The following is a 23,703-nucleotide window of genomic DNA, read 5'->3' as shown; positions in this document are numbered from 1 at the left end:
ATTTGTTAGCCAGAATTAAAGCAAACACAAATATTGTGACTTAAGCTAGGTTGCGTATTTGTAAGATTCAGCTCTGCAGGTCTATAATGAAGAAAACCCATCTTAATTCTAAGATGAATAATACTAGAAAAATCCATGATGATTATTAGGTGATATATGAACATGCATCGTTTTATGATTTCCAAACAAAGTTTTTACGTTGTATTTTTTACAACACTTTGTCTTTTATTACTGCCCTTAGTTGCGATGCAATTCACAGCTGAAGTCAATTGGGGTTTGGGTGATTTTATTGTCGCGGGAGTACTGTTTTCCTTTTTTGGGTATTTGTACACAGTGCTTACCAAATCATCTGCAAATATTGGTAGAAGAATGGCTGTTGGTGTGTTGGTGATGGGTTTGTTTACCTTAGTTTGGTTGAGTCTTATTTAGCTTAAAAGTCATACTCGTCCCTGAGCTTACGCAGGTAGTTACGGACAGATCGTTACCGATGGATAGTTACGGACAGATAAATACCGACAGATAGCGACTGACTATGCTGAACAACACAGTCAGTAATATCTTCCTAACTTTAAATAGCTATTTTTTGCTAGCTTGAAATACTTATACTCAAAACTTTCTTGCACATTTAGCTGCTCTTAAAGTCCCCAGCATTCCCAACATGAATAACCAACTGATGCCAGAAACAGGGGCTTGATTGACTGTCGCTGGCGTAGAGGTTGAGTCAATAACCACTGGATCGATCTGAGTGGGATCGTACACTTCCGCGGTTTGTGCTCCTGGCGGCTCCCCAGTGCCCGCAAAGTCAAAACTAACAATTAAATTTGATATAGTCTCCCCGAAACCCAAGGCAAAACTCGGGTCCCATGCAAGTAAATCGATGTAGCCATCTTCCCCAGAGAAAAAAGCCCCAGGCTGCTCTACGATAATATCCCATTCAATAGAAGATGGCCCACTCACTAACGCGAGATTGTCATAATTCAAATCATCAAAGTAAATAGCAAACCACTCAATGTCAGTAGCGCTATCGTTGGTTACTGTGTAATTATATTGCCAAGTATTCCCTGAGATATTGCTCAAACTAGCGTTGATGAGCAAAGCCTGGGCAGTTTGGAAGCTACCTAGTATATTCAGCGTAAGAGCCAAAACTATAAGACGAAAAGTCATTTTCTACTCCATTCCATTAAATTAAAACGTTAATTCTCTCGATGAGAATATAGGTGTTTGTACAATGCACCTTTCGTCGACAGGCGTATAAATAGTTTCCATTAGACGAGAATTGATTGACACTTCTTCGTAAAGCTTGTCTTGATTTGACTGCCCTGCTAGTGAAACAGAAGAAAACAGACTTTCAATCAGCGTTATCGCATATTGGGTGTAGAGTTTACCGCCGCACTGAGAAACTATATCTAGTTTAATTTCCTCAATAAAACGTCCCTGAGCTAAGTGCAATCTAATTTTAGGACTCAAAGAGTCGAGATATTTCGTGAATTGTAAATCGTCTTGGCTAACGAACGTGCCGCGAGGTGAGTTAGGGTCATTTAGGACTCTCGCTGAATCGCTCCATGCGATAATCTTTGTCCAATCTCTATGGCTTGCACTTTGAGCCTCGCCGGGTAGGTCCTCGCCCAAAAATAAAAACATGCCTATTTCAGCAGGTGCTGTTGGCGGAGGTGGCGGAGGTTCAACATACAAATCGCCAGTGACTTCCCAAACTAAGTCAGCCAAACTAGGTCGTAATGAGGTATTGATGCGAATAACCAAGTTTTCGCTTCCGCGTGCATTTCCAGTACTACCTATAAATCCAAAGTCTATCTTTTCGCTACTTACAAGCGTAATGCCATCTGGTAGTGCAATTAACTCAGCTTGCACATTCTCAAACTCTCGTGACCCTTCATTGAAGGCTAGGACACTGATTGTGTATTCTGTGGCTCTTCGTGCGACTCGGCGACTACTGACTAATTGAAACGAATCATTATCAACAAATACTTCAGGACTAATGACAGACGCTAGAACAGGAGTAGGTGGTATAGCTAGAACCCCGACTAACAATACAAAAGCAAGAGTAAAACTTCGCTTAAGTGATTTCATAATAATTTCACCTTTTAGTGAGATGGTGAATGTTATAGCTTTTTATTCTCTTCAATATTCCAACCTTCAGAGAATTCGCCACCCGCGGAGCCATCGTTGTTTCGTTTTGTGTAGGTCCATTTTATCTCGGTGTAGCCTAACGTGACTTGTTCGCTTAAACGGTCCTCACCAACACTCGCACTAGAACTAAAGCTTGTGATGTAAACGTTTGTCAGCTCAACCTCATAGAATACAAAAGGTTCAGGTCCGCTGCCGGCGGTTGTCACAAAAAGGGTCGCAGTGGGGCTTGTAGACCCCTGTGCCATTTTTAATCTTAGTGCTGGGCTTGATGAATCTAGCCATTTGACTATCGAGATATTCTGAAAACTGGGTACTGAATTGATACGGCCAGAGCCATTGTCAACGTTACTTGCACCCTCGCTAAAAGAAAGTACTTCGATTGAGTCTCTAAACGTACTGTCTTGACTTTCACCGTCAACGCCATCGAATTTTAAAAACATCTGGACGCTAGCATTAGCAAGTAAAGTGACACTGAATAATGCAAGTGTTAGTGCGCATTTTATGGGAGTTAAATTTGAGCGAGAGGATTTCATGATATTCCTTAAAACATTTAAGCAAATAACACGAACGATTGGATTTTTGTGCAAGCGATTCGAGTCATTGCTTTGGTAAACAAACCTAGCTACAGGATAATTTCTATAAGCTAGAATGTGCCCCAACACAACGTTCTAATACGGCTTGACTTAGAGTCAGAGGATAGCGAATTAACGAGATATATAAAATATAGCACAAGATTAGAATTGCACAAAAAATACACAAATTAAGTTTTATAAAAGCCCATCTTTAGTGAACACATTAGCGGTATATTAAAAGGAATGTCTAATAATAGTAGCTAACAAGCTTGTTTTGGAGAACCATGCTACTATGCTTATCTGCCTCACTTCCTGCGCAGATTTTCACTTTACTTTGGAGAGGCATATGAAATTTAAGTTAGTCCATGAGACGACTTATTCGTTTAGTGAAGATGTGTTTTTAGAACCTCATTATCTTAGGTTTAGACCAAAGCAAACGCCATTTAGTGACCTTATTGACTTTTCTATCGTTCTTGAGTCTGAGCCAGACGGCTGCAGCGTGATTGAAGATGAAGAACATAATGTGGTCGACTTTTGTTGGTTTGGCAATTTAACAAATAAACTAAGGATTACCGCTAAGAGCACGGTGCAAACTAAGGAATACAATCCATTTAATTTCCTTATTTACCCTGACTCATTCAATACTATTCCTTTTAGCTATTCCGAACACCAACATCATATTCTCTTTGCAGCCTTACAAAAAATGAAACTCAGTAGTGAACTGTCTGACTATGCTGATTGCGTGCTAAAAGAGTCCGGCTCGAACACCATTAATTTCGTCTCGAATATCACAAAGAAAATACACAAAGACTTTACCGTAGAGTATCGAGAACTTGGCTCACCAATGTCTCCAAGCTCCTGCTTTTCGATAAAAAAAGGTTCATGCAGAGATTTGTCTTGGATGTTAATAATGCTGCTACGAAATTACGGCATTGCCGCGCGCTTTGTAAGTGGTTATTTCTATTTTGATATGGACCACCCTACCTATGAACTGCACGCTTGGGCTGAAGTTTTTATTCCGGGTATCGGCTGGTTGGGTATTGATCCTAGCCACGGTATTTTAACAGGAAATACTCATTTCCCAGTGGCTTCCAGTGCTATTCCTGAAAATACAATGCCTGTCACAGGTGGAATAAGAGGCAGTGCGACTTCACAACTTGTGACCAAACTAAAGATCGAGAAATACTAGTTAATTCATAAAATTAGCTTATATCATTGTCTTTTTCAATAAGGACAATAGCCACATTGTCTATAACGATCGAAATCAAAATCCTAGTCTGGATACGTATAACATCCGCTCTCACCTTTGGATCAGCAGAAAGATGTTGGCGCTGTTATTTCTGTATGTAATTTGTCATGTCCAAATTGTGCCTGAGAGGTTACAATAATTTCATAATAAAAATAATAGTAAGTCATTATGAAAAAATTAGTCCTACTCCTACTTAGCCTCTCAGTAACAGCGTGTGTCGTCTCAGTTAGTGACAATAGTCGTCCATCTTCACAACAGCAGAAGCCTGAAGTCGCTATCGATAACAAGCAAGGCTTTTCTGAGCAACGGCTGCTGCGCATTAACACAAAAATGCAGGAATACATCGACCAAGGAAAACTTGCTGGCATTATGACCTTGGTTGCTCGCAACGACGAAACGGTGCATTTTGCCGCACAAGGAATGCAGGACCTTGCAGCAGGCAAACCTATGCAGCGCGATACTATTTTCCGTATTTATTCTATGAGCAAACCGATTACTACGGTGGCTGCATTGACTCTGTGGGAACAGGGCAAGTTTCATATGAACGACCCAGTAGCTTGGTACCTGCCTGAATTTGCCAATATGAAAGTGTATGTTAGCGGTAGTGGCGAAGATATGATCTTAGAAGATGCAAAGTCCCCTATTCGCATCATTGACTTATTTACTCATACTGCAGGCTTCAGTTATGGATTTTCAGGCAGTGAAGTTGACAAGTTATACCGAGCTTCTCCTATGATGCAAGGTAAGACTCAACCTGAAAACGTACTGTCTGAACTTGCCAAATTACCCCTTAATCACCAACCTGGGACTCAGTGGAATTATGGTGTGAGCACCGATGTCATCGGCTTTTTGGTAGAAAAACTCAGCGGTATGAAGTTGGGCGATTATGTTGAGCAAGAAATACTAGAACCACTAGGCATGCTTGATACTGGATTCTATGTTCCAGCAGACAAAGCACATCGATTAGCCGAGATATATACAATGAATAAATCTCGCAGCACTGTCGTTATGGAAAACGAACCTCTTGGCGACTACCTTCAAAACCCTGCCGTTCATAACGGTGGTGGTGGAATGGTGTCGACTATGGATGATTACCTCATTTTTGCTCGCATGTTACTGAATGATGGCGAAGTCGATGGCGTTCGCATTTTAGGTCGCAAAACCGTCGAGTACATGCGTTCGAATCACTTACCTGAATCCATGCTCCCTTATAGCTCAGGAGCTCCTGGTCAAGGATTTGGTTTAGCAATGTCGGTTAGTATGGATCCAAGTCAAATGCTGCATATGGCTTCTGCAGGAAACTTTGGCTGGGCAGGTTTAGCCTCTACCTATTTTCGAATCGACCCTGTTGAGAATATGATCATCATCGGCATGGCACAATTTATCCCAAGTGGTACCTATCGCTACACCGATGATTTGAGAAACTTAAGCTACCAAGCATTAATTGATAGCTCAAATAAAGAATAGAAAACGACAGTGTCTTTTGAAGCAAGTTCGCGGATGCTTTAGCGTTATTATCTAAGCATTCGCGCTAGGTCTTGCCGATACCCTTTTATACCACTCAGCCAAAGCGGTATGCTCTTCCTTCATGCGCACATCGACAACACGACCGAAGTCAATTGAACACATCGTAGTAATGTCTGCTATCGAGAATTCATCTCCCGCTACGTAAGGGCTAGTTTCCAGTCGCTTGTTTAGCACACTTAAAAACTTTGTCGCATTGATCCCAGCCTCAACTCCGAATTCTTTAATAGGGTTCATGCGATCTTTGAAATAGCCTGTAGTATGTTGAAAGCACATTCCAATTTGCATAAACAAACAAAATTCAACCTGCCTTGACCACATCGCTATTTGTGCTTTTTGCAATGGCGTTACACCGAATAAAGGCGGCTCTGGCTGAAGTGCCTCAAAATACTGGCATATTGCGTCACTTTCACTAATGCAAGTTCCATCATCGAGTTCTAAGATTGGAATTTTGCCGATTGGATTTTTAGCGCGCATTTCTGCTGATAGATTTTCGCCCTTCTGCAAATCGACTTGAACATACTCCATTGGGATATTTTTCTCTGCTAAGAATATCCTAACTCGTCTTGGTGTGGGCGCAGTTTTCGTATCGTATATTTTCATAGAGTCGTTTCCTTTTAGAATATCTCAAACCCAAGTGGGCAATATTTTAAGCCCCGATGAAATTACTATACTCCAGTAAGCCGATACCTTACAGGTTTGATAGACCTTTTTTCTATTCTTATTTTTTATACGTTTGAATATAGTTTACTGACATATCGGTGCTTAGACGCCAGCGTTTACTGAGAGGATTATAAGCCATTCCAGACTCACCAACTTGAGTTAATCCAGAGAAGCTAGCCATGTCATGAAGCTCAACAGGACGAACAAACTTGCCCCAACTGTGAGTGCCGATCGGCAAATAACGCAACACATACTCTGCGCCAATAATAGCAATGGTATAGGATTTAATAGTGCGATTAAGGGTTGCTAGGATCACAAAACCGCCATCTTTAGTAAGCGCTGAGCACTCTTCAACAAGTGAATTTTGGTCTGGTACATGCTCAAGCACTTCGGCATTGATCACTACATCAAATTGACTACCTTGTTGAACAAGGTCTGTTGATAGCATATGTCGGTAATCTATATCGAGATCAGACTTCAAGGCATGACGTTTAGCAACTTCAACACTCATCGCACTTGCATCAATGCCGGTTACATTGGCACCTTGTTTCGCTAAAGCTTCACATACAAGCCCACCGCCGCTGCCTAGATCGAGAATATTTAGACCTTGCAAACAGTTTTTTGCGTTAGCATCTCTTTCAAAGTGCTCGCATATTTGCGGGATAAAATAACTGATGCGAGCCTGATTAAAGATAAGTGCGGTTTTATACTTACCCTGCGGATCCCACCAAGATTCAGCAAGTTGATCAAATCGCTCGATTTCTTCTGATGAAATGTTCTTAGCACCTTCATCTTTTTTTGATAAATGACTAAGCTTACTTTTATCTAACATCGTATTAATCTACCTTAAGTGATAATAAATAAGTAATACTGCTTATTACGCAATATAGAATTTTAGGACTACAAATGGCAAATCAAAAAAATGTGTTGGGTACAACCTTAAAATTATGTTGTGGAAATTCGGGCTATACACGAGAGGGTTTTTGTTATGTTCCTGAAAGCGACATTGGTAATCATAGTGTTTGTGCAATTGTGACAGAAGAGTTTCTCAGCTACTCAATGGCACAAGGCAATGACTTAACAACACCAAACCCAATGTATGAATTCGAAGGGCTTAAACCCGGAGATCGCTGGTGCTTATGTGCAATGAGGTGGCGTGACGCTTTGTACATGGGAGTTGCCCCAAAAGTGGATCTTGAAGCAAGCAATGAAGCTGCACTTAGTATTATTCCGCTTGAAACCTTGAAAGAATACAGTCACAAGTAGCGCTCGCTTTAGTTTTCTAGGCTCACAAGAAAGCCACAAACTAAGCGACAAAAAGCAAAAAAAAACCCGCAATTCTCATTGCGGGTTTTTATTATTTTAGTTCAAATTAGAACTTATAGCGTCTTCTTGCTAAACCACCAAGAGTAAGTAGAGCTACTAATAGGAAGCCTAAGCTACCACCATCAGATTTCTTCTTATCACCTTCGATGACTACAGCTGTGCTAGCACGGATAATTTCAGCGCCGCCAGTTGTTTGAGTTAACACTACAGAGAAACCAAGGTCTTCACTAAGGTCTGTATTCACAGTGTTGATTGTAATCGCTTTAGGAGATGTATCACCATCTTCCCAAGTCAATGTACCTTCAACCGCGATGAAGTGAGTACCTTGTTTAGCTGTACCGTTACCTAGCTCGAAATCAACGCTTACTGCGAAGTCAGAACCACCAACGCGGTTAACCATAACAATTGCAGGTTGACCATTTGGCACTTTAGTTTCTACGTTAGCTAGTGAAACATCACCAGGAACCGGTGCGAAAACACCTAGAGAAACAGCAGTACTTGAATCAGCGTATGGCGTGTTACCAGAGGTAATCATTTGCGCAGAGTAAGAACCCGTTGCAATACCATTAGTATCAAACTCTAATTCAATATCAGTTGACTCACCAGCTGCTACTGAACCAGAAACCATAGAAGTCTGAGATACCCATGGAAGGTTCTTCCAATCACAGAAGTTAGTTTCACCGCTTTCGAAAGCAATCAAACCACCTAGTGAACGCGAAGGAGTCCAAAGCGTACCATCACACTGTGCAGCAAGGCCTGACTGTTCGCCTCCAGCTAGTGGATCAACTGGCAATGCATCGCTAGGAAGCAAGTTAAAGCCATTCAATGCCGACATTTCAGCTGAGTTCGCATCAAGAACTACCACATCAAATGCAGTTGTTGTGTTCTGCATAACATATAGTTTTCCAGAAACTGGGTTAAGAGCTAGACCAGAAATAGACAGGCCAACATTAACCGAGCGTAACAACGTACCATCAACAGTGAACTGGTGAATGATGCTGTCGTTCCAAGAACCTGAGTAGAAAGTGTTAGTAATTGGGTCATAAGTTAAACCACGCTGCGACGTACCAAATGCAGGGCAGATTTGCTGACCAGTTACTTCAAGCGCTACCGGGTCTATTTCATGGATACAGTTGTCATCACCGACTTCAACCTGCCACAACATACCTGTACGGTTGTTATAAGCCATGTCAGCGCTGAATATTGCAGAAACTGCAGCATTGTCGATTGTGTTACCAGTAAACGCACCCGTTGAATCATATTCAAAGATTGCATCCGCTGGAGCACCACCGGCAGCTAAGTCACCTAGGTAGAAGTTACCAGTGTCTTGGTCTACAGCAACACCCCAAGGGAATGCCATTTGTGGTGTACCGAATCCACCTAATACGTCAGAAGAAGCCTGAGGTAGGTTAAGTGATTTCTGGTCAACAACATAACGTGCTTTCGTAGCATCAAGGTCAGTTAGGTTCTTAGGACCGAAGTGACGTGAAGATGAATGGAAAGGACCCGTTACTTCAGGTGTAGAACCTTGAGCAGGTGCCGTTGTAAATAGGATTAGGTAGTCGCCAGAAGCAGTACCTGTATTCTCCAGAGTAATTGAAGAAGTACCTACACGACCTTGCGTTACATTAACTGTTGCTAATGAATCAGCAATTGCAAACTGTGGTGCATTCAAAGCTACTGGTGTAGTTGGTTCTACATCAGCTGCAGCAACTACAGATGTTTCATAGTTAGTGAACGAAACAGAGATTGTCTCTTCGTCAGCTGGTACAAATATTGAGAAGTAACCGTTAGCGAACTCAGCACTGCCTGTAGACATTGTAGTTACAGTATCGCCTTGCGTTGAAACTGTAGCTCCATTAAGGGCCGTCATTGTGTTTGCATCAGTTACAATGCCGCGAACAATAGAACCGTCTAGCGCAACACATTCGTTACCGCCAATGGCAATATTGTCAACAATTGCATACCATTCCCAGTCAGCTGTATAGTTCCAACGAAGTTGGAAGCTAGTCGCACCAGAAATTGAAGCATCTAAATCAACACTCAATCTTTCTGCTCTATTGGTTGCAGGAATTTCTAAAATAGAAGCCCATGCACCGCCATCAACACTGATTTCAAGGTTATAAACTTCACCACCTACATAAGTTCTGAACCAGCTATCAAAAACAAGAACAGAAGATGATAGGTCAGCAACCGTGATAGCGCTTGAAGTTAGAGTACTTGAAGTAAGACCAGGACCAGCTGCATCACTGTCGATCATGGCTGCTTCACCAGAACCTAAAAGATCGCCACGTGTGCTTCCAGAGCCAGCTTCCCATACGCCACCAGTTGTGCCATTGTCAGCAATAGTCCAACCAGTAGGTGGTACGCCACCAGTGAAGTCTTCAGCGAATGAAGGTTCAGTGAATCCGTAACCCTTAGCAGTACAGCTTGCTAAAACAGTAAGGTCAAAGTTTTGAGTCGAATCAGCAGCAGGAGTAAAGTCAACGCTTTGAGCGATATAACCTTCATCAGCAGACATTGCTGTCATTTTGATAAGTGTTCCTTCGAACAAATTCATGCTGAATGCGCCTGTTACAGGATTAGTGTAAGTAGTTAGGCGTGTACCTGGAGCATCAACAACAATTTCTGCAAATAGTGGAGATCCAAGACCAGAACCATCAGCAACAATACCTGTTACAGTTACTGGTGTAGCAGCTTCTAGGCTAAAGTCTACAGCTGTCTCTTCGTCTTCTACTACTTCAACATCAGCAGTTTCAGCGCCGTTCCAACCATATTTAAATGCAGAAACAGTGAAGTCATCGCCTACAGGCAATGTAGCAGTGTAAACACCTTCGCTATTTGATCTTGCAGTTAAAGCACCAATAGTAACTTGAGCATCAGCAATTGGGTTACCAGCAGTATCAGTGATTGTACCTGTGATAGTACCTGAAGGGCCTGCAACACAGTCGTCGAACTTCACGCTACCGATATAAGTGCTCCAACCACGAGTATCGTCGTTTTCAGCTTTATAGTACTCAGTGGTATACCACATAGTACAATCATCAGTAGGATCAATACTTAAGCTTGAGTAATCACCCCAGCGGTTTACGCCGCCTTGTGATGCTTCACCCGCTTTAATTTCTAATTCTGGCACAGTCAAAACGTTATCAGGATCAGATTGTGAACGACCACTGAAACGGATTGATGGGAACAAGTCCTCACCAGAAACGCTATAACCAACACCGATGTTACCAACAGCATCCATTGCAGCACTACCCATCCAACGAGAGTTACCATCGTCTAGGTTGAAAGTACCGTTTTGAGCTAATGTAGGCATACCTGCATCGTCTAAATCAATTTCATACCAACGAACACCAGCAATGTCATTGTCAGTAGCAGAACCGATAACCGTATGGTTAGCTACTAGCTTATGCTGAGTACCACCAAGGTTACGGTACGCTAGACGGAACATCATACGTTGGCCGATCGCGTCTAAGTTTTGCGAATTCGGTTGCTCTATACAATCACGGCTAAAGCTACAAACTGCACCGCTGTATGCGCCAACAGTAAGTGTATCAGCTAGTGTAAATGAGCTATTAGTTGTGTCATTCCAGTCAACATCGAAATGCCAAACATTCAATTCACCCGGGTTATCTGCAGTAACGAAAATACCAGGCATATCGTTTGGCGGTAAGAAAATACCGTCAATGTCAGCTGGCATCGGCGTAAACGCATCTGGCTGAGATGTTTCTAAGTCGATAATAACCTGTTGAGCAGGTTGCCCAGCAAGCATCTTGTCACGTTCATATGCAACAACACCTGAACCAGTAAAGCTGTTACCAGTAAATTGGTTTACACCAGCATAGTAAGCGTCTGTCCAAACACCGTAATGCGGGTAATCGTTAAATTTAACGTCACTATAAAGGAAGTCATACAGGTAGTATTCGCCAGTTGGGTCACCTGTTTGAGAAATTGCAATACATGCACGGTTGTTGTTGAAGCCACTCGGGAATGCAAATTGAGTGATCATCCAACGATCGGCTTGCGAATCATAAAGAACGATTGGGTCACCGTTGTTGTTAGATTCACAAAGACCACCAAAGCCATCCCACAATACATTGATTGCAGTTGGAGCTAGTAGTTCATTACCTTCTTTATCCCAAACACCAAGTGCCACGTTAACCGTTTGCACAATGTGGTTAGGGCCAACATCAGCGTTTGTATCTGGTGGTGCCACACCTGTAACGTTACCCAAGCCGTCGAAGCCTGTGCCTATCGTTACATTTGAAGCAGAGTTACGCTGGAATTTGCCGCCACTAGTTACTTCGTATTGAATAACACTGTCAGCTGGCATATCGGCCGCTTTATCGAGATATTCGGAAACCATTGGATAGCTAAAGTTAGGTACAACATAGCCTAAATCTTCTCCAGGGACTTTATCACCTGAAGCACGCATCTTGTTAACACGTGAAGGCGTCAGTCGAGGTAAAGGCTTAGCAACATCACGAAGCGCCTTACTTAGTTTTGGCTTTGAAAGCATTGATTGAATTTGTGAGTTTTTGTCATTTGCTTGTGCAACACCTGCAACACTAGCTAGACCAAAAACACCCAACCCACAATAGGTGGTTATTTTTTTAATATATGTAGACACGTTCCCTGCCTTTTTTTGTTTGAATGTGACGATATGCATGCTCTTACTAGGTTCATAAGTATTATTATTTGCTAGTCACGATTGTTGAAGAAGTTACATAGAAGGAGAAAGTCCATCCATGCAAGTTCCCTGATGGTTATGTAAAAACCATGTAAACTCTAGTATGCCAACTTGAAAATAGAAGTAAACTAAAAAAGAAAATGAATTGTGTAGAAATGTAACTTCAATAAGGGGAATAGGAACTAAAAAAAACTATCTCATTGTTTAATCTATCTTTTCATCTTCTTTATCAGTGTCTTTTTTAATCAACTTTTTTGGGTGTGGATGATTTGGAATTTCACACTCCCCGAATTCGTTACGAAATTTGTCATCGCAAGTCACAATTAATTTATTGGCATCGGACTCACTGAGTTCTTTTAAGCTTTTTGAAGAACGCTTTAATTGTTCGCACTTAATTTTATCTTCGGCTTGGCTACAATCGATTTCCGGGTTTAGCAATGGCACTACTTTTTTTTCTTCACTCATCGGATTTTCCTTGCATGCTTGTAAAAAAAATACTGCGAATATTACACTAAAAGTTAAGCGCAAATGCTTCATGGTAAATTCCCCTTATGCTATAGTCTCGGTGATTTCGGATTTGGCCGCTTATTTCCAAATTTAAAGCAAATATAAGCTCCAAAAGTAAACCCTGGTTTTATCAAGCGAGTATACTTTCTAGCAGATTTTGCAAACCGACATTGCGTCGTGAAATACAACTAACAACGCACTTAATAGTTAAATATATAATTAGAATAATATCCAATTTAACACTTTTTCATTTTACAAGTAATAAGAGTATCTGACCCTATGCAGCCGAATAGGTTTTTTCGTGTAAGTAAAATAGTTTCATACATGGCAATATGCCTCACTTTTAGCCTTCCATCTTATGCAAATGAGAGCGCGTCAAATGAGCGTGCTGTTAGAGAGAGTGCTGTTAGAAAGAGTGCTGTTAGAAAGAGTTCTGAAAGTGTAAGCAAAGAATTTAATGATGAAGCGCCTCATATCGAAACCATTTCAATTCGCAGCCAGCGCAACTTATTAGGTAACGAAGGCTTAGTTAACCAAAGTGTGGTTGGCATTAGCTTCGATCAACAAAATGACACTGAAGTGAGAGTTGCTGACTGGCTCGCCACACTTCCTGGTGTCGATATTTCCGGCCAAGGTGGCTTATTTCAAAGTTATAGCGTTCGTGGCTTTAGCCGATGGCGTTTGCGCACCGAAGTGGATGGGATTCCTATTTTCACTGATCGTCGTGCTGGCAATTCTGTCTCATTCGTACCTCAAGCGCTTATGTCTGGTCTAACGGTTGCGAAGGGACCAAGTTCAACCTTGTACGGTTCTGATGCTTTGGGTGGTGTAGTCAGTTTATTTACGACCGATTTTGGTTCTAACTCACTTGGGCTTGTAAGGGAAACTGACGGTGGTAACTCAGAAGTTTCAGCCAATTTCTCTTTGGATGCGGATCAACACCAACTACAGTCAGGTATCGTACACAGAGAGTCCAATCAGCGTGAAGATGCCAATGGAAATAAGCTGAATGATGGTTTTGAACAAACTACAGGCATGCTTAAATACAAAATCAATTTACAAGACTTTAATATCGAAGCGATGTTGCTGAGCAGCAAAGGCAGCGACATTGGAAAGAGTTCAGGTTTATACCCAGATGACCAAATCACTTACTACCCAAACGAGTTTCATAATTTAGCAAAGGTACAAATTAGCAAAACAAATGATTGGTTGTTAAGCGTCTATCATCATTACCAAAATTGGGATTCGGATACTTTACGAGTAGATTCCAGATCTAATTTCACTGAATATCAATCGAACACTATTGGTGCAACAGGCCTGTTATCGTTCTCATTTTTGGAAGGAAACGGGCGTGCAGGTTTTGATGCAGTGAGTCGTCGCGGTGTTGACATAAACGATAAAGAATATGACTTAAGTGGCAACTTAAACAGTGATGTAAAAATTTTAGAGGGACAACAAGATAATATTGGTATTTTTGTTGATCAACATTGGCGCTTTACTGACTTCAGTATTTCAGGAGGCATACGCTTTGATCAAATCGATCAATCAGAGAGTATCACGAACACTTCACACAGTGCCAAACGAGTCAATTATAGCTTTAATTCTGAGTGGCTGTTGAGCGATAACTTGGTGCTGCACGCAGAGTTTGGTACAGGCTTTCGTTTTCCTACCTTATCTGAACTCTACTACAATGGCCTAACACCGCGTGGAAATACTGTAGGCAACGCAGATCTGCAATCCGAGAAAAGCAGTGGTGGACAATTTACACTTGATTATAGTTTGAGTAAGAACTTGCAGTTCAACTTACAAACCTATTACTACGCTTTGGACGATTACATCGAACGTTTCCGGTTAGATAATGGTGACCGTACTTTTAGGAATTTAGATGAGGCAACAATTAAGGGTTTTGAAACTTCAATTAAGTGGCAAATGAATGATGAGGTTTCACACGAAATTGCATATCAACAACAAAGTGGCCGCGATAAACAAGAACAATACTTAGCCGACATTCTTGGTTCGCGACTAGATATAAAGACTCAGTGGCAATTTGCTCAATGGAGCGTTAGCAACCTAATTCAACACGGTCTAAGCCAAGACCGCGTCGCAGACGGTGAAGCCCCACTAGACAGCTACATCGAATGGTCTTTAAGCGTTGCTTGGAATTTGAGCGAGAATGTGAAAATGAGTGTGTATGGCAAGAATCTTTTAAACGAAGATGTCAGAGCCGCGGCTGATGAAGATGCTCCACAAAGACAAGGAAGACACTTCGGTCTGAAGTTAAATTATTTGTTTTAGGCTCTAGCAGTTTTTGGGCTCTAGCAGTTTTAGGCTCTAGCAGTTTTAGGCTCTAGCATAAGGCTAATCTTGCTGCTGCTCCCATTCATGTAACTTTTGTTTGGCCAAGGCGTCTACTTTCGCTTTATTTTGCTCAATCCACCAGCGTTCCATAATACGCACATTTTTTTGGTTCGCTTTGTAAAACAAATCAACGACATCACCGACTACCGGAATAAAGCCCAAGCCAAAGTCGATAATGGCGTTGCGTAACATCGCTGTCTGCAATGCCTTTGGGATGCCTAACTTGCGTCCTAAATGCACTATACGAAATGACGCGAGTAGCATTGTTGCATCACCAACAACTGGCACTAAACCGACTAAGAAATCCAAACCAACTTTTATTCCGACAAATGGAACTTTAACCGCTGTATCTAATAAGTTAGCAATGGATTGCGCCTGCAATAATGCATCCGGGGCTCTAAAATGTTCTGGAGCCAACTCGCTCGCTATCGCTTCTTTGATCTGTAAGTCTCTGTTCTTTTTGTCTTGTGGCATTATTTATGAGCACCTAAGTTTTTCGCCCTAGCATCGCGCAATTCGTAGTTATTGCTAGCGCTTGGATCCATGTTCCAACCGGCCATATTTTCTTTTACCAAATTAAACAGCATGTTGATATGCGCATCATCGCTATTCAGCGCCTCGATGTATTCATAACGCTCACCACCCGCTTCTTCAAAATACTCTCGGTTTTCTTCACCAATCTCTTCAATCGTTTCTAAACAGTCAGATGAAAAACCTGGACAGACAACTTGAACCGATTTGACGCCCTGCTCTGGAAACGCTTTTAAAGTATGGTCGGTATAAGGTTTCAACCATTCCTCTCGACCAAAGCGAGACTGAAAGCTTGTCATGTACTCTGATTCTTCTAAGCCGAGTTCCTCAGCAATTAACCTTGATGTTTTGTAGCACTCGCAGTGGTATGGGTCGCCATTTAACAGATAGCGTTTTGGAATGCCGTGATATGAAAATAACAATTTATCGGCTCTTGGGTGTGTTTCCCAATGTTTTCTAATTTTGTCAGCTACGCATTTTATGTATTCAGCATTATCATGATAATGGCTTACAAAGCGAAAATCAGGCAGCCATCTTCGTTTGACAAAATCTTCCGCCACAGCATCAAAAGTAGAACCTGTTGTAGAGGCGCAATACTGCGGATACAAAGGAAGTACCACTATTTTCCTAGCACCTTGGGCTAGTAAATCATCAATAGCATGGCTTACCGAAGGCTGGCCATAGCGCATGGCATAACTAAGGACTACGTTTTCTCCGTATTCTGTTTTTAATTTTTCTGTGAGGCCGAGAGCTTGATTTTTGGTATGTACTAGCAAAGGGGAACCCTCTTCCGTCCACACGGTTTTATATGCCTCAGCTGAACGCTTAGGTCGTATATTTAAAATCACTAAGTTCAGTACACACCACCAAATCAACTTTGGCACTTCCACAACTCTCGGATCGGATAAGAATTGTTTTAAGTAAGGCTTCAAAGCCTGTTTTGTGGGTGCTTCAGGAGTGCCTAAGTTTGATATTAAAACGCCGACTTTGTCAGCTTGACCATGTGAAAATGAAGATTGTGATTTGTATTTCATAGTTTTAAGTAACTTTTATGATGGCTTTAACACTGCTTGTTAATATGCCTAGCGAATTTTCATGAGAATAGTACGATGATAAGACAATTTTGGACTAGATGTTTGAAATAGTGATATTCAAACCGAATATTATTAAATATAGACACCGATGCAAGCGCAGAACACTTGCATCGGCGCATTATCACTATGGAGTGTAGTATGTTGGTGCGCCAGGACCAACAGGTAAACCGAATACAAATACCCACAAATAGAACAGTATTGTCCAACCAAACATGAAGACCATCGTGTAAGGCAACATAGTTGCTATCAGTGTTCCTATTCCCAGATCTTTCTTATAGCGCACACCAATGGCCAATATAAGACCGAAGTAACTCATCATCGGTGTGATGACATTCGTTACTGAATCCCCAATTCGATACGCGGCTTGGATCACCTCAGGAGAATAGCCAATTAGCATTAGCATTGGCACAAATATAGGCGCAGTAATTGCCCATTGAGCTGATGCACTTCCCAAAGATAAATTAACTAAGCCACACATGAGGATAAAGAGGACAAAGACTTCTGGTCCGTCTAAGCCTGTTGCTTGGAGTATTGCCGCACCCTTAACTGCGAGCACAGTACCTAAATTTGTCCATTTAAAGAACGCAACAAACTGCGCTGCAAAAAACACCAATACAATGTATAAGCCCATCGAACTCATACTTTTCGCCATCGCATCGATAACATCACGGTCATTCTTCATTGTGCCAACGATCTTACCGTACACAAAACCCGGTATCGCAAAAGTAATGAAGATATAAACAACTATGCCTTTAAGAAACGGTGAACCTTTTACCAACCCTGTTTCTTGGTTTCGCAAAATACCATCCGCAGGAACAACGGTTAATGCAAGGAGGCCTAATAGCAAAAGAAAACTAAACCCAGCCCATTTCATTCCTTTAATTTCAAGTGCAGTTGGACTATCAAGTTGCTGCTTTCCTAAATCTATTGAAGCATCGTCAGGATTGTAAGTACCGAGTCTGGGCTCCACTATCTTTTCAGTTACGAACGCGCCCATTGCGGCAACCGCGAATGTACTGATAATCATGAAGTACCAATTTACTTCGGCACTCACCGTGTAATCAGGATCAATAATGCGCGCTGAGCTTTCGGTGAAACCAGCCAACAAGGGGTCAACTGTCCCAATCAATATGTTCGCACTGTAGCCCGCGGAAACACCAGCAAATGCTGCAGCCAAACCAGCTAATGGATGACGCCCAAGAGAGTGGAATATCATCGCAGCTAAAGGAATCATTACTACATAACCGAGTTCAGATGCGGTGTTTGATACAACACCAGCAAAAACGATAACGACGGTTACCATGCGTTTAGAGGCATTCATTACCATTGAACGCATGATAGTACTAAGAAGCCCTGAGTGTTCTGCTAGCGACACCCCTAGCAAAGCAACAAGTACGGTACCTAAAGGTGCAAAACCAGTGAAGTTGGTAACTAGGTTTGTCACTATTCGGCGCAAGCCTTCCGCATCTAAGAGTGAAATAACTTCGATAAAGCCATCCAGTTCACGCCCCTTGCTACCTTCTGGACGGGGGTCTGCAACACTAACGTCAAAGTAGCCTAAGACGCCACTCAACAAAACAATGATGACCGCTAATAAAGCAAATAAGGTAATGGGGTGTGGTAAAAGGTTTCCTAGCCACTCAACCGTTGATAAGAACTTAGAAAACCAACCTGATTTAGATAAATCTTGAGGTTGATTTGAGGGCGAATTGGGAGATGTTTTGCTACTACTCAACTGTTGCTCACTTTTATTATTGTTATTCTATTGTTAAATGATACCTAAATTGTCACTTTATGACACAAAAAATTGTCGCGTATCCGCGACAGCTTAAAAATATAGTTTAATTATGCAGTAAAAACAGAGTAGTATCATTTTAAGAGCAAAGAACACGACTTGGCGTGCATTAGGAAAGAAGGCGGATAGAATGTCAGCGAAACCCAGTAAAACAGATTCCAATACTCAAAGTGATGAGCCCATATTATCTGAATTGGAACAACTTCGTTCTATTGTTTTTGGCGAAGCTAAAAAGTCAATTGAGAGTCGCATTGACTCTATTCATAACGAACTCAGTAGCGCACTCAGCGCAATGAAAGAACAACAAATTCAGCACTTTAGTGAGATGCAAGAACAGTTCGAACGCTCACTTGATGCTCTTGATAAAAAACTACAAAACATTGACTCGCATCACGAAGAAAATCACAGCAGCATGGTGAAAGCGAGCGAAGCACTTAATTCGCAGCTCGAAATGGCCGAATCATCTGGTAAAGATGACGCCGATGCCTTGCATGATCGTATTGACAAAGAAATGGCTGCGCTTACCGTATCATTCGAATCAAAATATATTGAAGCAATGGACAAACTTGCAAAAGTCTCCCACGAACTTACCGATACGAAAACAGATAGGAAAACACTTGCTCGTCTGCTTGCAACCATGGCATCAAATCTGGAAACAGATTAATAACTCATGCAGGATAACGAGGTGCAAGACAACAAGGGTTCTCAAAAGGACGAGAGCAAATTGAATGAAGAAAATATTCAATTAGCAGCGCTTCGCCAAATTCTTGTTGGACATAAAGTTGAGGAAAGTGTTTCGGAGCTGCGTGCCGAATCAAGAAAAATGGTTTCAGAAGTTCTTTCTGAAGCCTTGCACGACCGAGAGCAACAAGATGGCTCTGTGCAACGTATTATCCAGCCTATCGTTGCAAAATCAGTTGAAAAGTCGATATCGAATCAACGCGACGAGTTTATCGACTATCTGTATCCCCTAATGGGCAGCCTCGTCAGAAAGTCAGTTGCAGTCTTCTTTACCGATTTTATCGAAAAAACCAATGACATCATTGAGAATAGCTTTACGGCTAAAGGCATCAAGTGGCGCATTAGCGCTTGGCGAGCAGGTGTTTCTTTTTCCGAGTATGTCGCTTCGCAAACCTTTGTATTTAAAGTAGAGCAGGTTTTTTTAATTCATAAACAAACCGGAAGTCTACTAAAATCAGTCGTCTCTGATAATTTTAAAGAAGAAGACGCCGACTTAGTATCAGCGATGCTCACTGCTATTAATGATTTTGTAGCGGATTCGTTTAATCCGTCTAATGAAGGTAATGAACAGCAATTAGATACAATCAAAACTGATGATTTCACTTTGCTAATCCGTCAAAGTCCGCATGCGATACTAGTTGCGGCGGTAACAGGCAATATCTCGAGAGAAGCAAACATCCAATTACAAGTGACGCTTGAGGAAATTCAACGCATATTTCTTGACGACCTAAAATCTTACAATGGCGATAGCAAGGCCTTTCTAACAGCCGACTCCTTATTACAAGACTGTCTTTTATCAGAAGCCAAAGACGAAAACGAAAAGTCAGTGAAAAAACCTATTTTTGGCTTAATCGTATTTTTCATCCTTTTAGGCGCCATTGGTTGGTATATCTTTGGCTGGATATACACTAACTATACAATCAGCGAAATAGAAAGTTTGCCCAATACACCAGGCCTTGTAGTGCAAAAATTAAATGCAAGCGAACGCTATCATATTCAGTTAAAAGTCATGCGCGATCCCGACGCAATGACTACAGAAGATTGGCTAGCACAATCTGATATTGATCCTGCATACGTCAAAGTAATTGAAACTCCCTTCATTTCGATAGACTCTGCACTTTTAAAACATAAAATTGAAAAGATCGTATCTCAATACGAGTCAGTCGATTTTGATACTCAATCAATGGCATTTACGGGTAGTATAGAGTTGAATGAATACCAAAACTTAGTGGGTCAATTAAATCAAATACCCGGTATTGAATTATTAAACATTGATAGTCAAGCATTAGAGATAATCGATAATGCGTTTGATTTATCTGAGAACACGGCGGTTAACGAACAGTTATTTATTCGTCTAGTGGGTGAAATAAGTAGTATTCAGATTGGTTTTGACCCAGGAGAAACATCTCTCTCTCCTGACCAAAACACAGGATTAGACAAGGTCACTGAAAACTATATTAATATAGAAAGGCTTGCGAAAAAACTAAATCGCAGCACAAACCTAGTCATTGTTGGCGCAAGTGATAGTAGTGGTGAGCGCAGTTTTAATCAGAGGCTGAGCCGCCAAAGAGCACTAGTGGTTAGGGAAGCGTTGATAGAGCGCGGATTAAAACCCGAACATATCTTTTCAGTAGGAATAGGCGAAATTGAATTGCCGGGCAACATAAAGACAACCCGCAAGGTATTGTTTAATGTTATGTTTGCAGAACTAAATGGTCGAGTTGTTGAATGATGCTACAGAAAAAGATTTGTATACTTGGACCAACGGGTGTTGGTAAAACAAGTCTCATTAAACAATATGTAGACGGTATTTTTTCCGAAAAATACCTCACTAGTATTGGCGTGAAAATTGATAAAAAGATTATCGATTCTACCTTTACTCCCGTGCAGTTAATGCTTTGGGATTTAGAGGGGATTGATAAGTATTGTGGGTTCAACCCAAGATATTTGCGCGGTGCAGCTGCATACGTGATTGTAATGGATCAAACAAGAAGTGCGTCTTTTGTTGAAGCTATTGAAGTATACAAAGAAGCACAAAAGCACACTGATGTTCCTGCAATTTTAGTTATCAATAAAAGCGACCTATCCCCTGCAATTAATTGGGCGCAAAATGATATTGAAAATGTTGGCTCCCTCTTTAATGGGGTGTTTAACACTAGCGCAAAGACAGGTAGTCAAGTTGAAGACATGTTTACGTTTTTGGCAAAGACAATAATGGATTAATATAATGCAATCGTCACTCATTCAAGCCCTAGGTATTATAGACTGTGCAATTCTAAAGTTGCGTAACGACAACATTTTCGAAGTCATACAAGCCACACCTAGTTGGGTTGGTGATCTTATCCCCTCTATAAATAACAATAGTGTTGTTGATATTAGCGATACTAGTTTATTCCTCTCGGATTTCTTATATGAAGCACATGATTTTTGGAAAATATATTCTGAAGGTCAAGTGCATAGTGGTATTTGGACTGAAGACGTAAAGGGTGGCAATTTGCACCTTGAAGCAGTGGCTGCAAGTGCTGGCCCTGATAACTACCTAGTCATTAAGAATGTTCAAGATGAGTATTTACGGCAGCAAGAAACCCTGCAAGTCGCCCGTGAATTATTGATTTCAAACGATCGAGTAATTGAAAAGCATGATTACATGCACGAAAGACTGCGTTCAGTATTGATGAAGCAGGATTTAGGTGACAATAGTAATTTACCTATTCGAGAAGCAATTCAATATGCATCAATCGGAGTGGTAATTACCGATGTTGAATTTCAGATTTCCGAGTCTAACCCAAGCTCTTACAGAATATTCGAAATGGAGATGGGGCTTTCAGAGCAATCGCCCGTCAATGTCATCCTAGACTTATTGAGTAAACAGTTTCCTGAGCGTGATCGTATCTTTGAAACACAATCGAGCTGGACAGGTGAATTATACTGGCACTTACCGCCTAATCACCATAAGTGGATACAGCTGGGAATACACCCTGTTAAAGATGAAAAGGGAAACTTGTGCAACTGGATATTTACCACAAGTGATGTCACCCGAGTAAAATATCTATTGCAAACAAACGAAGACTTATCCTTGCACGATGCCTTAACGAAGTTGCCAAATCGCCAGTATTTTTGGCAAACACTCGACCAAACCATCGCAAGTGGCACGCCCTTTTACGTTATTTATTTAGACATCAATAACTTTAAAAATATTAACGAATTATATGGCCACTTAACGGGTGATCAGCTCCTTACCCAAGTCGCAAATCGCTTAAAAACTATTGTCCCTAAAAATGATTTCTTAGCCCGAATCGGCGCTGACGAATTTGCTGTAGTTCACTTCGCTAAAGACATTGATGGCAAACCTGACTCTAAAGAATACTTGAATGAGACCATCGAGCTTACAAAAGTATTAAGGGATGCCTCAAACGAACCTTATTTCACCAATAAGGAACGTCGTTGTGAACTTCCTTTAAAAATTGGCGTTTCAAGCTACCCATCAGACGGCGGCACGGTTGAAGAATTAATGAAGTATGCAGACTTAGCCCTGCATCATGCGAAACAAAGCGGCTCTGATTCTATTCAATTTTATTCGCTGGATTTGAAAATAGCTTCAGAAAGACGACTCATGCTTGAAGAGGCACTGCGTCACGCAATTGAGAGGGATCAGTTTGAGCTATATGTGCAGCCTATCTATAATCTAAAGAGCAACAGAATTGTGAAAGCTGAAGCGCTTCTTAGATGGCATATTAGCGAGGATGAAACAATCAGCCCTGATATTTTCATCCCAATCGCAGAAGAAAGTGGTCAAATCGTTGCAATAGGAAGATGGGTGATTAGTAATGTATGTAAGCTGTTGTCACAACTTACAACGCAAAACCTATCCGTCACACTGTCTTTGAACTTATCGCCTCGTCAAATCGCCGATAGACACCTCTTTGACTTTATCAGCAATGCGGTTTTGACAAATAAAGTATCGCCGGATTTACTTGAGCTCGAGATCACGGAAGGTGTGCTCGTTGACAACCATGAGAAGATCAGTAAGTTACTACAAGAGTTACGTGAAATGGGTATCACAGTAGCAATTGATGACTTTGGAACGGGATATAGCTCACTAAGCTACTTAAAGTACTTACCAATCGACTCCTTAAAAATAGACCAGTCTTTTGTGTTTGACCTCGGCTTTAATACAGATGATCAAGCTATCGTCCTAGCTGTCATTGCTATGGCAAAAAGCTTGAAACTAGATGTGGTCGCTGAAGGCATTGAAACCGAAGAACAGAAGATGTTTTTGCAGGATCACGAATGCTTAGTCGGACAAGGGTTCTTGCTAAGTAGGCCCCTTCCAATATATGACTTCATTAAGTTGGTTGAATTGAATCACAACTAAAAAAACTGCATTAAGAGCAATGCATAAAAAGAACGACATATAAAGTACGGCATAGAAAGTACGGCATAAAAAGTACGACATAAAAAAAGGGCCTCTGTTAATTAAACTTTGAAGAATAATTAACAGA

General features: G+C 41.3%; 19 protein-coding genes. 9 read left to right on the top strand and 10 right to left on the bottom strand.

All coding sequences use genetic code 11. The features are described 5' to 3' along the window. Positions 1–156: 156 nt before the first annotated feature. The gene (locus tag ACKLNX_RS06885) at positions 157–429 is read left to right on the top strand and encodes a hypothetical protein (RefSeq protein ID WP_412971767.1); all 273 of its coding nucleotides are present in this window, start codon (positions 157–159) and stop codon (positions 427–429) included. A gap of 177 nt (positions 430–606) precedes the next feature. Here the strand turns inward: ACKLNX_RS06885 and ACKLNX_RS06880 are convergent, their stop codons facing one another. The 3 genes from ACKLNX_RS06880 to ACKLNX_RS06870 are packed head-to-tail and all read right to left on the bottom strand — an operon-like array spanning position 607 to position 2,681. Next, positions 607–1,164 carry a hypothetical protein gene (locus tag ACKLNX_RS06880; protein WP_412971766.1) on the bottom strand — a complete coding sequence of 186 codons (558 nt, stop codon included), beginning with the start codon at positions 1,162–1,164 and terminating at the stop codon, positions 607–609. Between the two features lie 21 nt (positions 1,165–1,185). Further along, entirely contained in the window at positions 1,186–2,088 is a 903-nt protein-coding gene (locus tag ACKLNX_RS06875; protein ID WP_412971765.1) for a type VI secretion system tube protein Hcp, read from the bottom strand. 32 nt (positions 2,089–2,120) lie between these two features. Further along, positions 2,121–2,681 carry an Hcp family type VI secretion system effector gene (locus ACKLNX_RS06870; protein ID WP_412971764.1) on the bottom strand — a complete coding sequence of 187 codons (561 nt, stop codon included), beginning with the start codon at positions 2,679–2,681 and terminating at the stop codon, positions 2,121–2,123. 385 nt (positions 2,682–3,066) lie between these two features. Here ACKLNX_RS06870 and ACKLNX_RS06865 point away from each other — a divergent pair, with 385 nt between their 5' ends. Both ACKLNX_RS06865 and ACKLNX_RS06860 read left to right on the top strand, forming a co-directional pair. Then, positions 3,067–3,909 carry a transglutaminase-like domain-containing protein gene (locus ACKLNX_RS06865; protein WP_412971763.1) on the top strand — a complete coding sequence of 281 codons (843 nt, stop codon included), beginning with the start codon at positions 3,067–3,069 and terminating at the stop codon, positions 3,907–3,909. Positions 3,910–4,137: 228 nt separating this feature from the next. After that, complete coding sequence (locus ACKLNX_RS06860) at positions 4,138–5,436, top strand: serine hydrolase domain-containing protein (RefSeq protein WP_412971762.1); 1,299 nt, start codon at positions 4,138–4,140, stop codon at positions 5,434–5,436. A gap of 51 nt (positions 5,437–5,487) precedes the next feature. Here ACKLNX_RS06860 and ACKLNX_RS06855 read toward each other — a convergent pair whose 3' ends face one another. Both ACKLNX_RS06855 and ubiG read right to left on the bottom strand, forming a co-directional pair. Further along, positions 5,488–6,096, bottom strand: a complete 609-nt coding sequence (locus tag ACKLNX_RS06855; protein WP_412971761.1) for a glutathione S-transferase family protein — start codon at positions 6,094–6,096, stop codon at positions 5,488–5,490. A gap of 118 nt (positions 6,097–6,214) precedes the next feature. Then, on the bottom strand, positions 6,215–6,988 hold the full coding sequence (ubiG, locus tag ACKLNX_RS06850; protein WP_412971760.1) for a bifunctional 2-polyprenyl-6-hydroxyphenol methylase/3-demethylubiquinol 3-O-methyltransferase UbiG: 774 nt from the start codon (positions 6,986–6,988) through the stop codon (positions 6,215–6,217). A 74-nt stretch (positions 6,989–7,062) separates the two neighbouring features. Between ubiG and ACKLNX_RS06845 the strand changes: the two genes are divergently transcribed. Next, complete coding sequence (locus ACKLNX_RS06845) at positions 7,063–7,422, top strand: DUF2237 family protein (RefSeq protein WP_411694521.1); 360 nt, start codon at positions 7,063–7,065, stop codon at positions 7,420–7,422. 106 nt (positions 7,423–7,528) lie between these two features. Here the strand turns inward: ACKLNX_RS06845 and ACKLNX_RS06840 are convergent, their stop codons facing one another. Continuing rightward, the gene (locus tag ACKLNX_RS06840) at positions 7,529–12,115 is read right to left on the bottom strand and encodes a carboxypeptidase regulatory-like domain-containing protein (RefSeq protein WP_412971759.1); all 4,587 of its coding nucleotides are present in this window, start codon (positions 12,113–12,115) and stop codon (positions 7,529–7,531) included. A 264-nt stretch (positions 12,116–12,379) separates the two neighbouring features. Continuing rightward, positions 12,380–12,640 (bottom strand): hypothetical protein, encoded by a 261-nt coding sequence (locus ACKLNX_RS06835; protein ID WP_412971758.1) that lies wholly within the window; start codon positions 12,638–12,640, stop codon positions 12,380–12,382. 366 nt (positions 12,641–13,006) lie between these two features. Between ACKLNX_RS06835 and ACKLNX_RS06830 the strand changes: the two genes are divergently transcribed. Further along, positions 13,007–14,977, top strand: coding sequence for a TonB-dependent receptor plug domain-containing protein (locus ACKLNX_RS06830; protein ID WP_412971757.1), 1,971 nt, complete (start codon positions 13,007–13,009; stop codon positions 14,975–14,977). 63 nt (positions 14,978–15,040) lie between these two features. Here the strand turns inward: ACKLNX_RS06830 and ACKLNX_RS06825 are convergent, their stop codons facing one another. The 3 genes from ACKLNX_RS06825 to ACKLNX_RS06815 form a co-directional block, all read right to left on the bottom strand. Further along, a complete protein-coding gene (locus ACKLNX_RS06825) occupies positions 15,041–15,514 on the bottom strand; it encodes a DUF4112 domain-containing protein (RefSeq protein WP_411694517.1) in 474 nt (157 codons plus the stop codon). Continuing rightward, positions 15,514–16,605 (bottom strand): ferrochelatase, encoded by a 1,092-nt coding sequence (gene hemH, locus ACKLNX_RS06820; protein WP_412971756.1) that lies wholly within the window; start codon positions 16,603–16,605, stop codon positions 15,514–15,516. The genes ACKLNX_RS06825 and hemH overlap by 1 nt, the downstream gene beginning before the upstream one ends. Before the next feature lie 184 nt (positions 16,606–16,789). Next, entirely contained in the window at positions 16,790–18,400 is a 1,611-nt protein-coding gene (locus ACKLNX_RS06815; protein WP_412971755.1) for an AbgT family transporter, read from the bottom strand. A gap of 190 nt (positions 18,401–18,590) precedes the next feature. On the opposite strand from ACKLNX_RS06815, the gene ACKLNX_RS06810 reads away from it, so the two are divergent. From ACKLNX_RS06810 to ACKLNX_RS06795, 4 genes are read left to right on the top strand one after another with little or no spacing between them, the layout of a single operon-like run. Next, entirely contained in the window at positions 18,591–19,124 is a 534-nt protein-coding gene (locus tag ACKLNX_RS06810; RefSeq protein WP_412971754.1) for a hypothetical protein, read from the top strand. A gap of 6 nt (positions 19,125–19,130) precedes the next feature. Then, a complete protein-coding gene (locus tag ACKLNX_RS06805) occupies positions 19,131–20,933 on the top strand; it encodes an OmpA family protein (RefSeq protein ID WP_412971753.1) in 1,803 nt (600 codons plus the stop codon). Beyond that, positions 20,933–21,424 (top strand): Rab family GTPase, encoded by a 492-nt coding sequence (locus ACKLNX_RS06800; RefSeq protein WP_411694574.1) that lies wholly within the window; start codon positions 20,933–20,935, stop codon positions 21,422–21,424. The genes ACKLNX_RS06805 and ACKLNX_RS06800 overlap by 1 nt, the downstream gene beginning before the upstream one ends. 4 nt (positions 21,425–21,428) lie before the next feature. Beyond that, a complete protein-coding gene (locus ACKLNX_RS06795; RefSeq protein WP_412971752.1) occupies positions 21,429–23,576 on the top strand; it encodes a putative bifunctional diguanylate cyclase/phosphodiesterase in 2,148 nt (715 codons plus the stop codon). The last annotated feature ends 127 nt before the right edge of the window (positions 23,577–23,703 follow it).

This window comes from Glaciecola sp. MF2-115, assembly GCF_047250385.1.
Classification (GTDB): Bacteria; Pseudomonadota; Gammaproteobacteria; order Enterobacterales; family Alteromonadaceae; genus Glaciecola.
The sequence above is the reverse complement of the archived record's forward strand: the minus strand, read 5'-3'. Positions and strand labels throughout refer to the sequence as shown.

What these genes read in the sequence shown, in the direction of transcription:
- ubiG (WP_412971760.1), bottom strand. Translation starts at nt 6,988, where the DNA reads ATGTTAGATAAAAGTAAGCTTAGTCATTTATCAAAAAAAGATGAAGGT.
- ACKLNX_RS06855 (WP_412971761.1), bottom strand. Translation starts at nt 6,096, where the DNA reads ATGAAAATATACGATACGAAAACTGCGCCCACACCAAGACGAGTTAGG.
- ACKLNX_RS06870 (WP_412971764.1), bottom strand. Translation starts at nt 2,681, where the DNA reads ATGAAATCCTCTCGCTCAAATTTAACTCCCATAAAATGCGCACTAACA.
- ACKLNX_RS06830 (WP_412971757.1), top strand. Translation starts at nt 13,007, where the DNA reads ATGGCAATATGCCTCACTTTTAGCCTTCCATCTTATGCAAATGAGAGC.
- ACKLNX_RS06835 (WP_412971758.1), bottom strand. Translation starts at nt 12,640, where the DNA reads ATGAGTGAAGAAAAAAAAGTAGTGCCATTGCTAAACCCGGAAATCGAT.
- ACKLNX_RS06880 (WP_412971766.1), bottom strand. Translation starts at nt 1,164, where the DNA reads ATGACTTTTCGTCTTATAGTTTTGGCTCTTACGCTGAATATACTAGGT.
- ACKLNX_RS06845 (WP_411694521.1), top strand. Translation starts at nt 7,063, where the DNA reads ATGGCAAATCAAAAAAATGTGTTGGGTACAACCTTAAAATTATGTTGT.
- ACKLNX_RS06800 (WP_411694574.1), top strand. Translation starts at nt 20,933, where the DNA reads ATGCTACAGAAAAAGATTTGTATACTTGGACCAACGGGTGTTGGTAAA.
- ACKLNX_RS06825 (WP_411694517.1), bottom strand. Translation starts at nt 15,514, where the DNA reads ATGCCACAAGACAAAAAGAACAGAGACTTACAGATCAAAGAAGCGATA.
- ACKLNX_RS06810 (WP_412971754.1), top strand. Translation starts at nt 18,591, where the DNA reads ATGTCAGCGAAACCCAGTAAAACAGATTCCAATACTCAAAGTGATGAG.
- ACKLNX_RS06865 (WP_412971763.1), top strand. Translation starts at nt 3,067, where the DNA reads ATGAAATTTAAGTTAGTCCATGAGACGACTTATTCGTTTAGTGAAGAT.
- ACKLNX_RS06795 (WP_412971752.1), top strand. Translation starts at nt 21,429, where the DNA reads ATGCAATCGTCACTCATTCAAGCCCTAGGTATTATAGACTGTGCAATT.
- ACKLNX_RS06805 (WP_412971753.1), top strand. Translation starts at nt 19,131, where the DNA reads ATGCAGGATAACGAGGTGCAAGACAACAAGGGTTCTCAAAAGGACGAG.
- ACKLNX_RS06885 (WP_412971767.1), top strand. Translation starts at nt 157, where the DNA reads ATGAACATGCATCGTTTTATGATTTCCAAACAAAGTTTTTACGTTGTA.
- ACKLNX_RS06875 (WP_412971765.1), bottom strand. Translation starts at nt 2,088, where the DNA reads ATGAAATCACTTAAGCGAAGTTTTACTCTTGCTTTTGTATTGTTAGTC.
- hemH (WP_412971756.1), bottom strand. Translation starts at nt 16,605, where the DNA reads ATGAAATACAAATCACAATCTTCATTTTCACATGGTCAAGCTGACAAA.
- ACKLNX_RS06860 (WP_412971762.1), top strand. Translation starts at nt 4,138, where the DNA reads ATGAAAAAATTAGTCCTACTCCTACTTAGCCTCTCAGTAACAGCGTGT.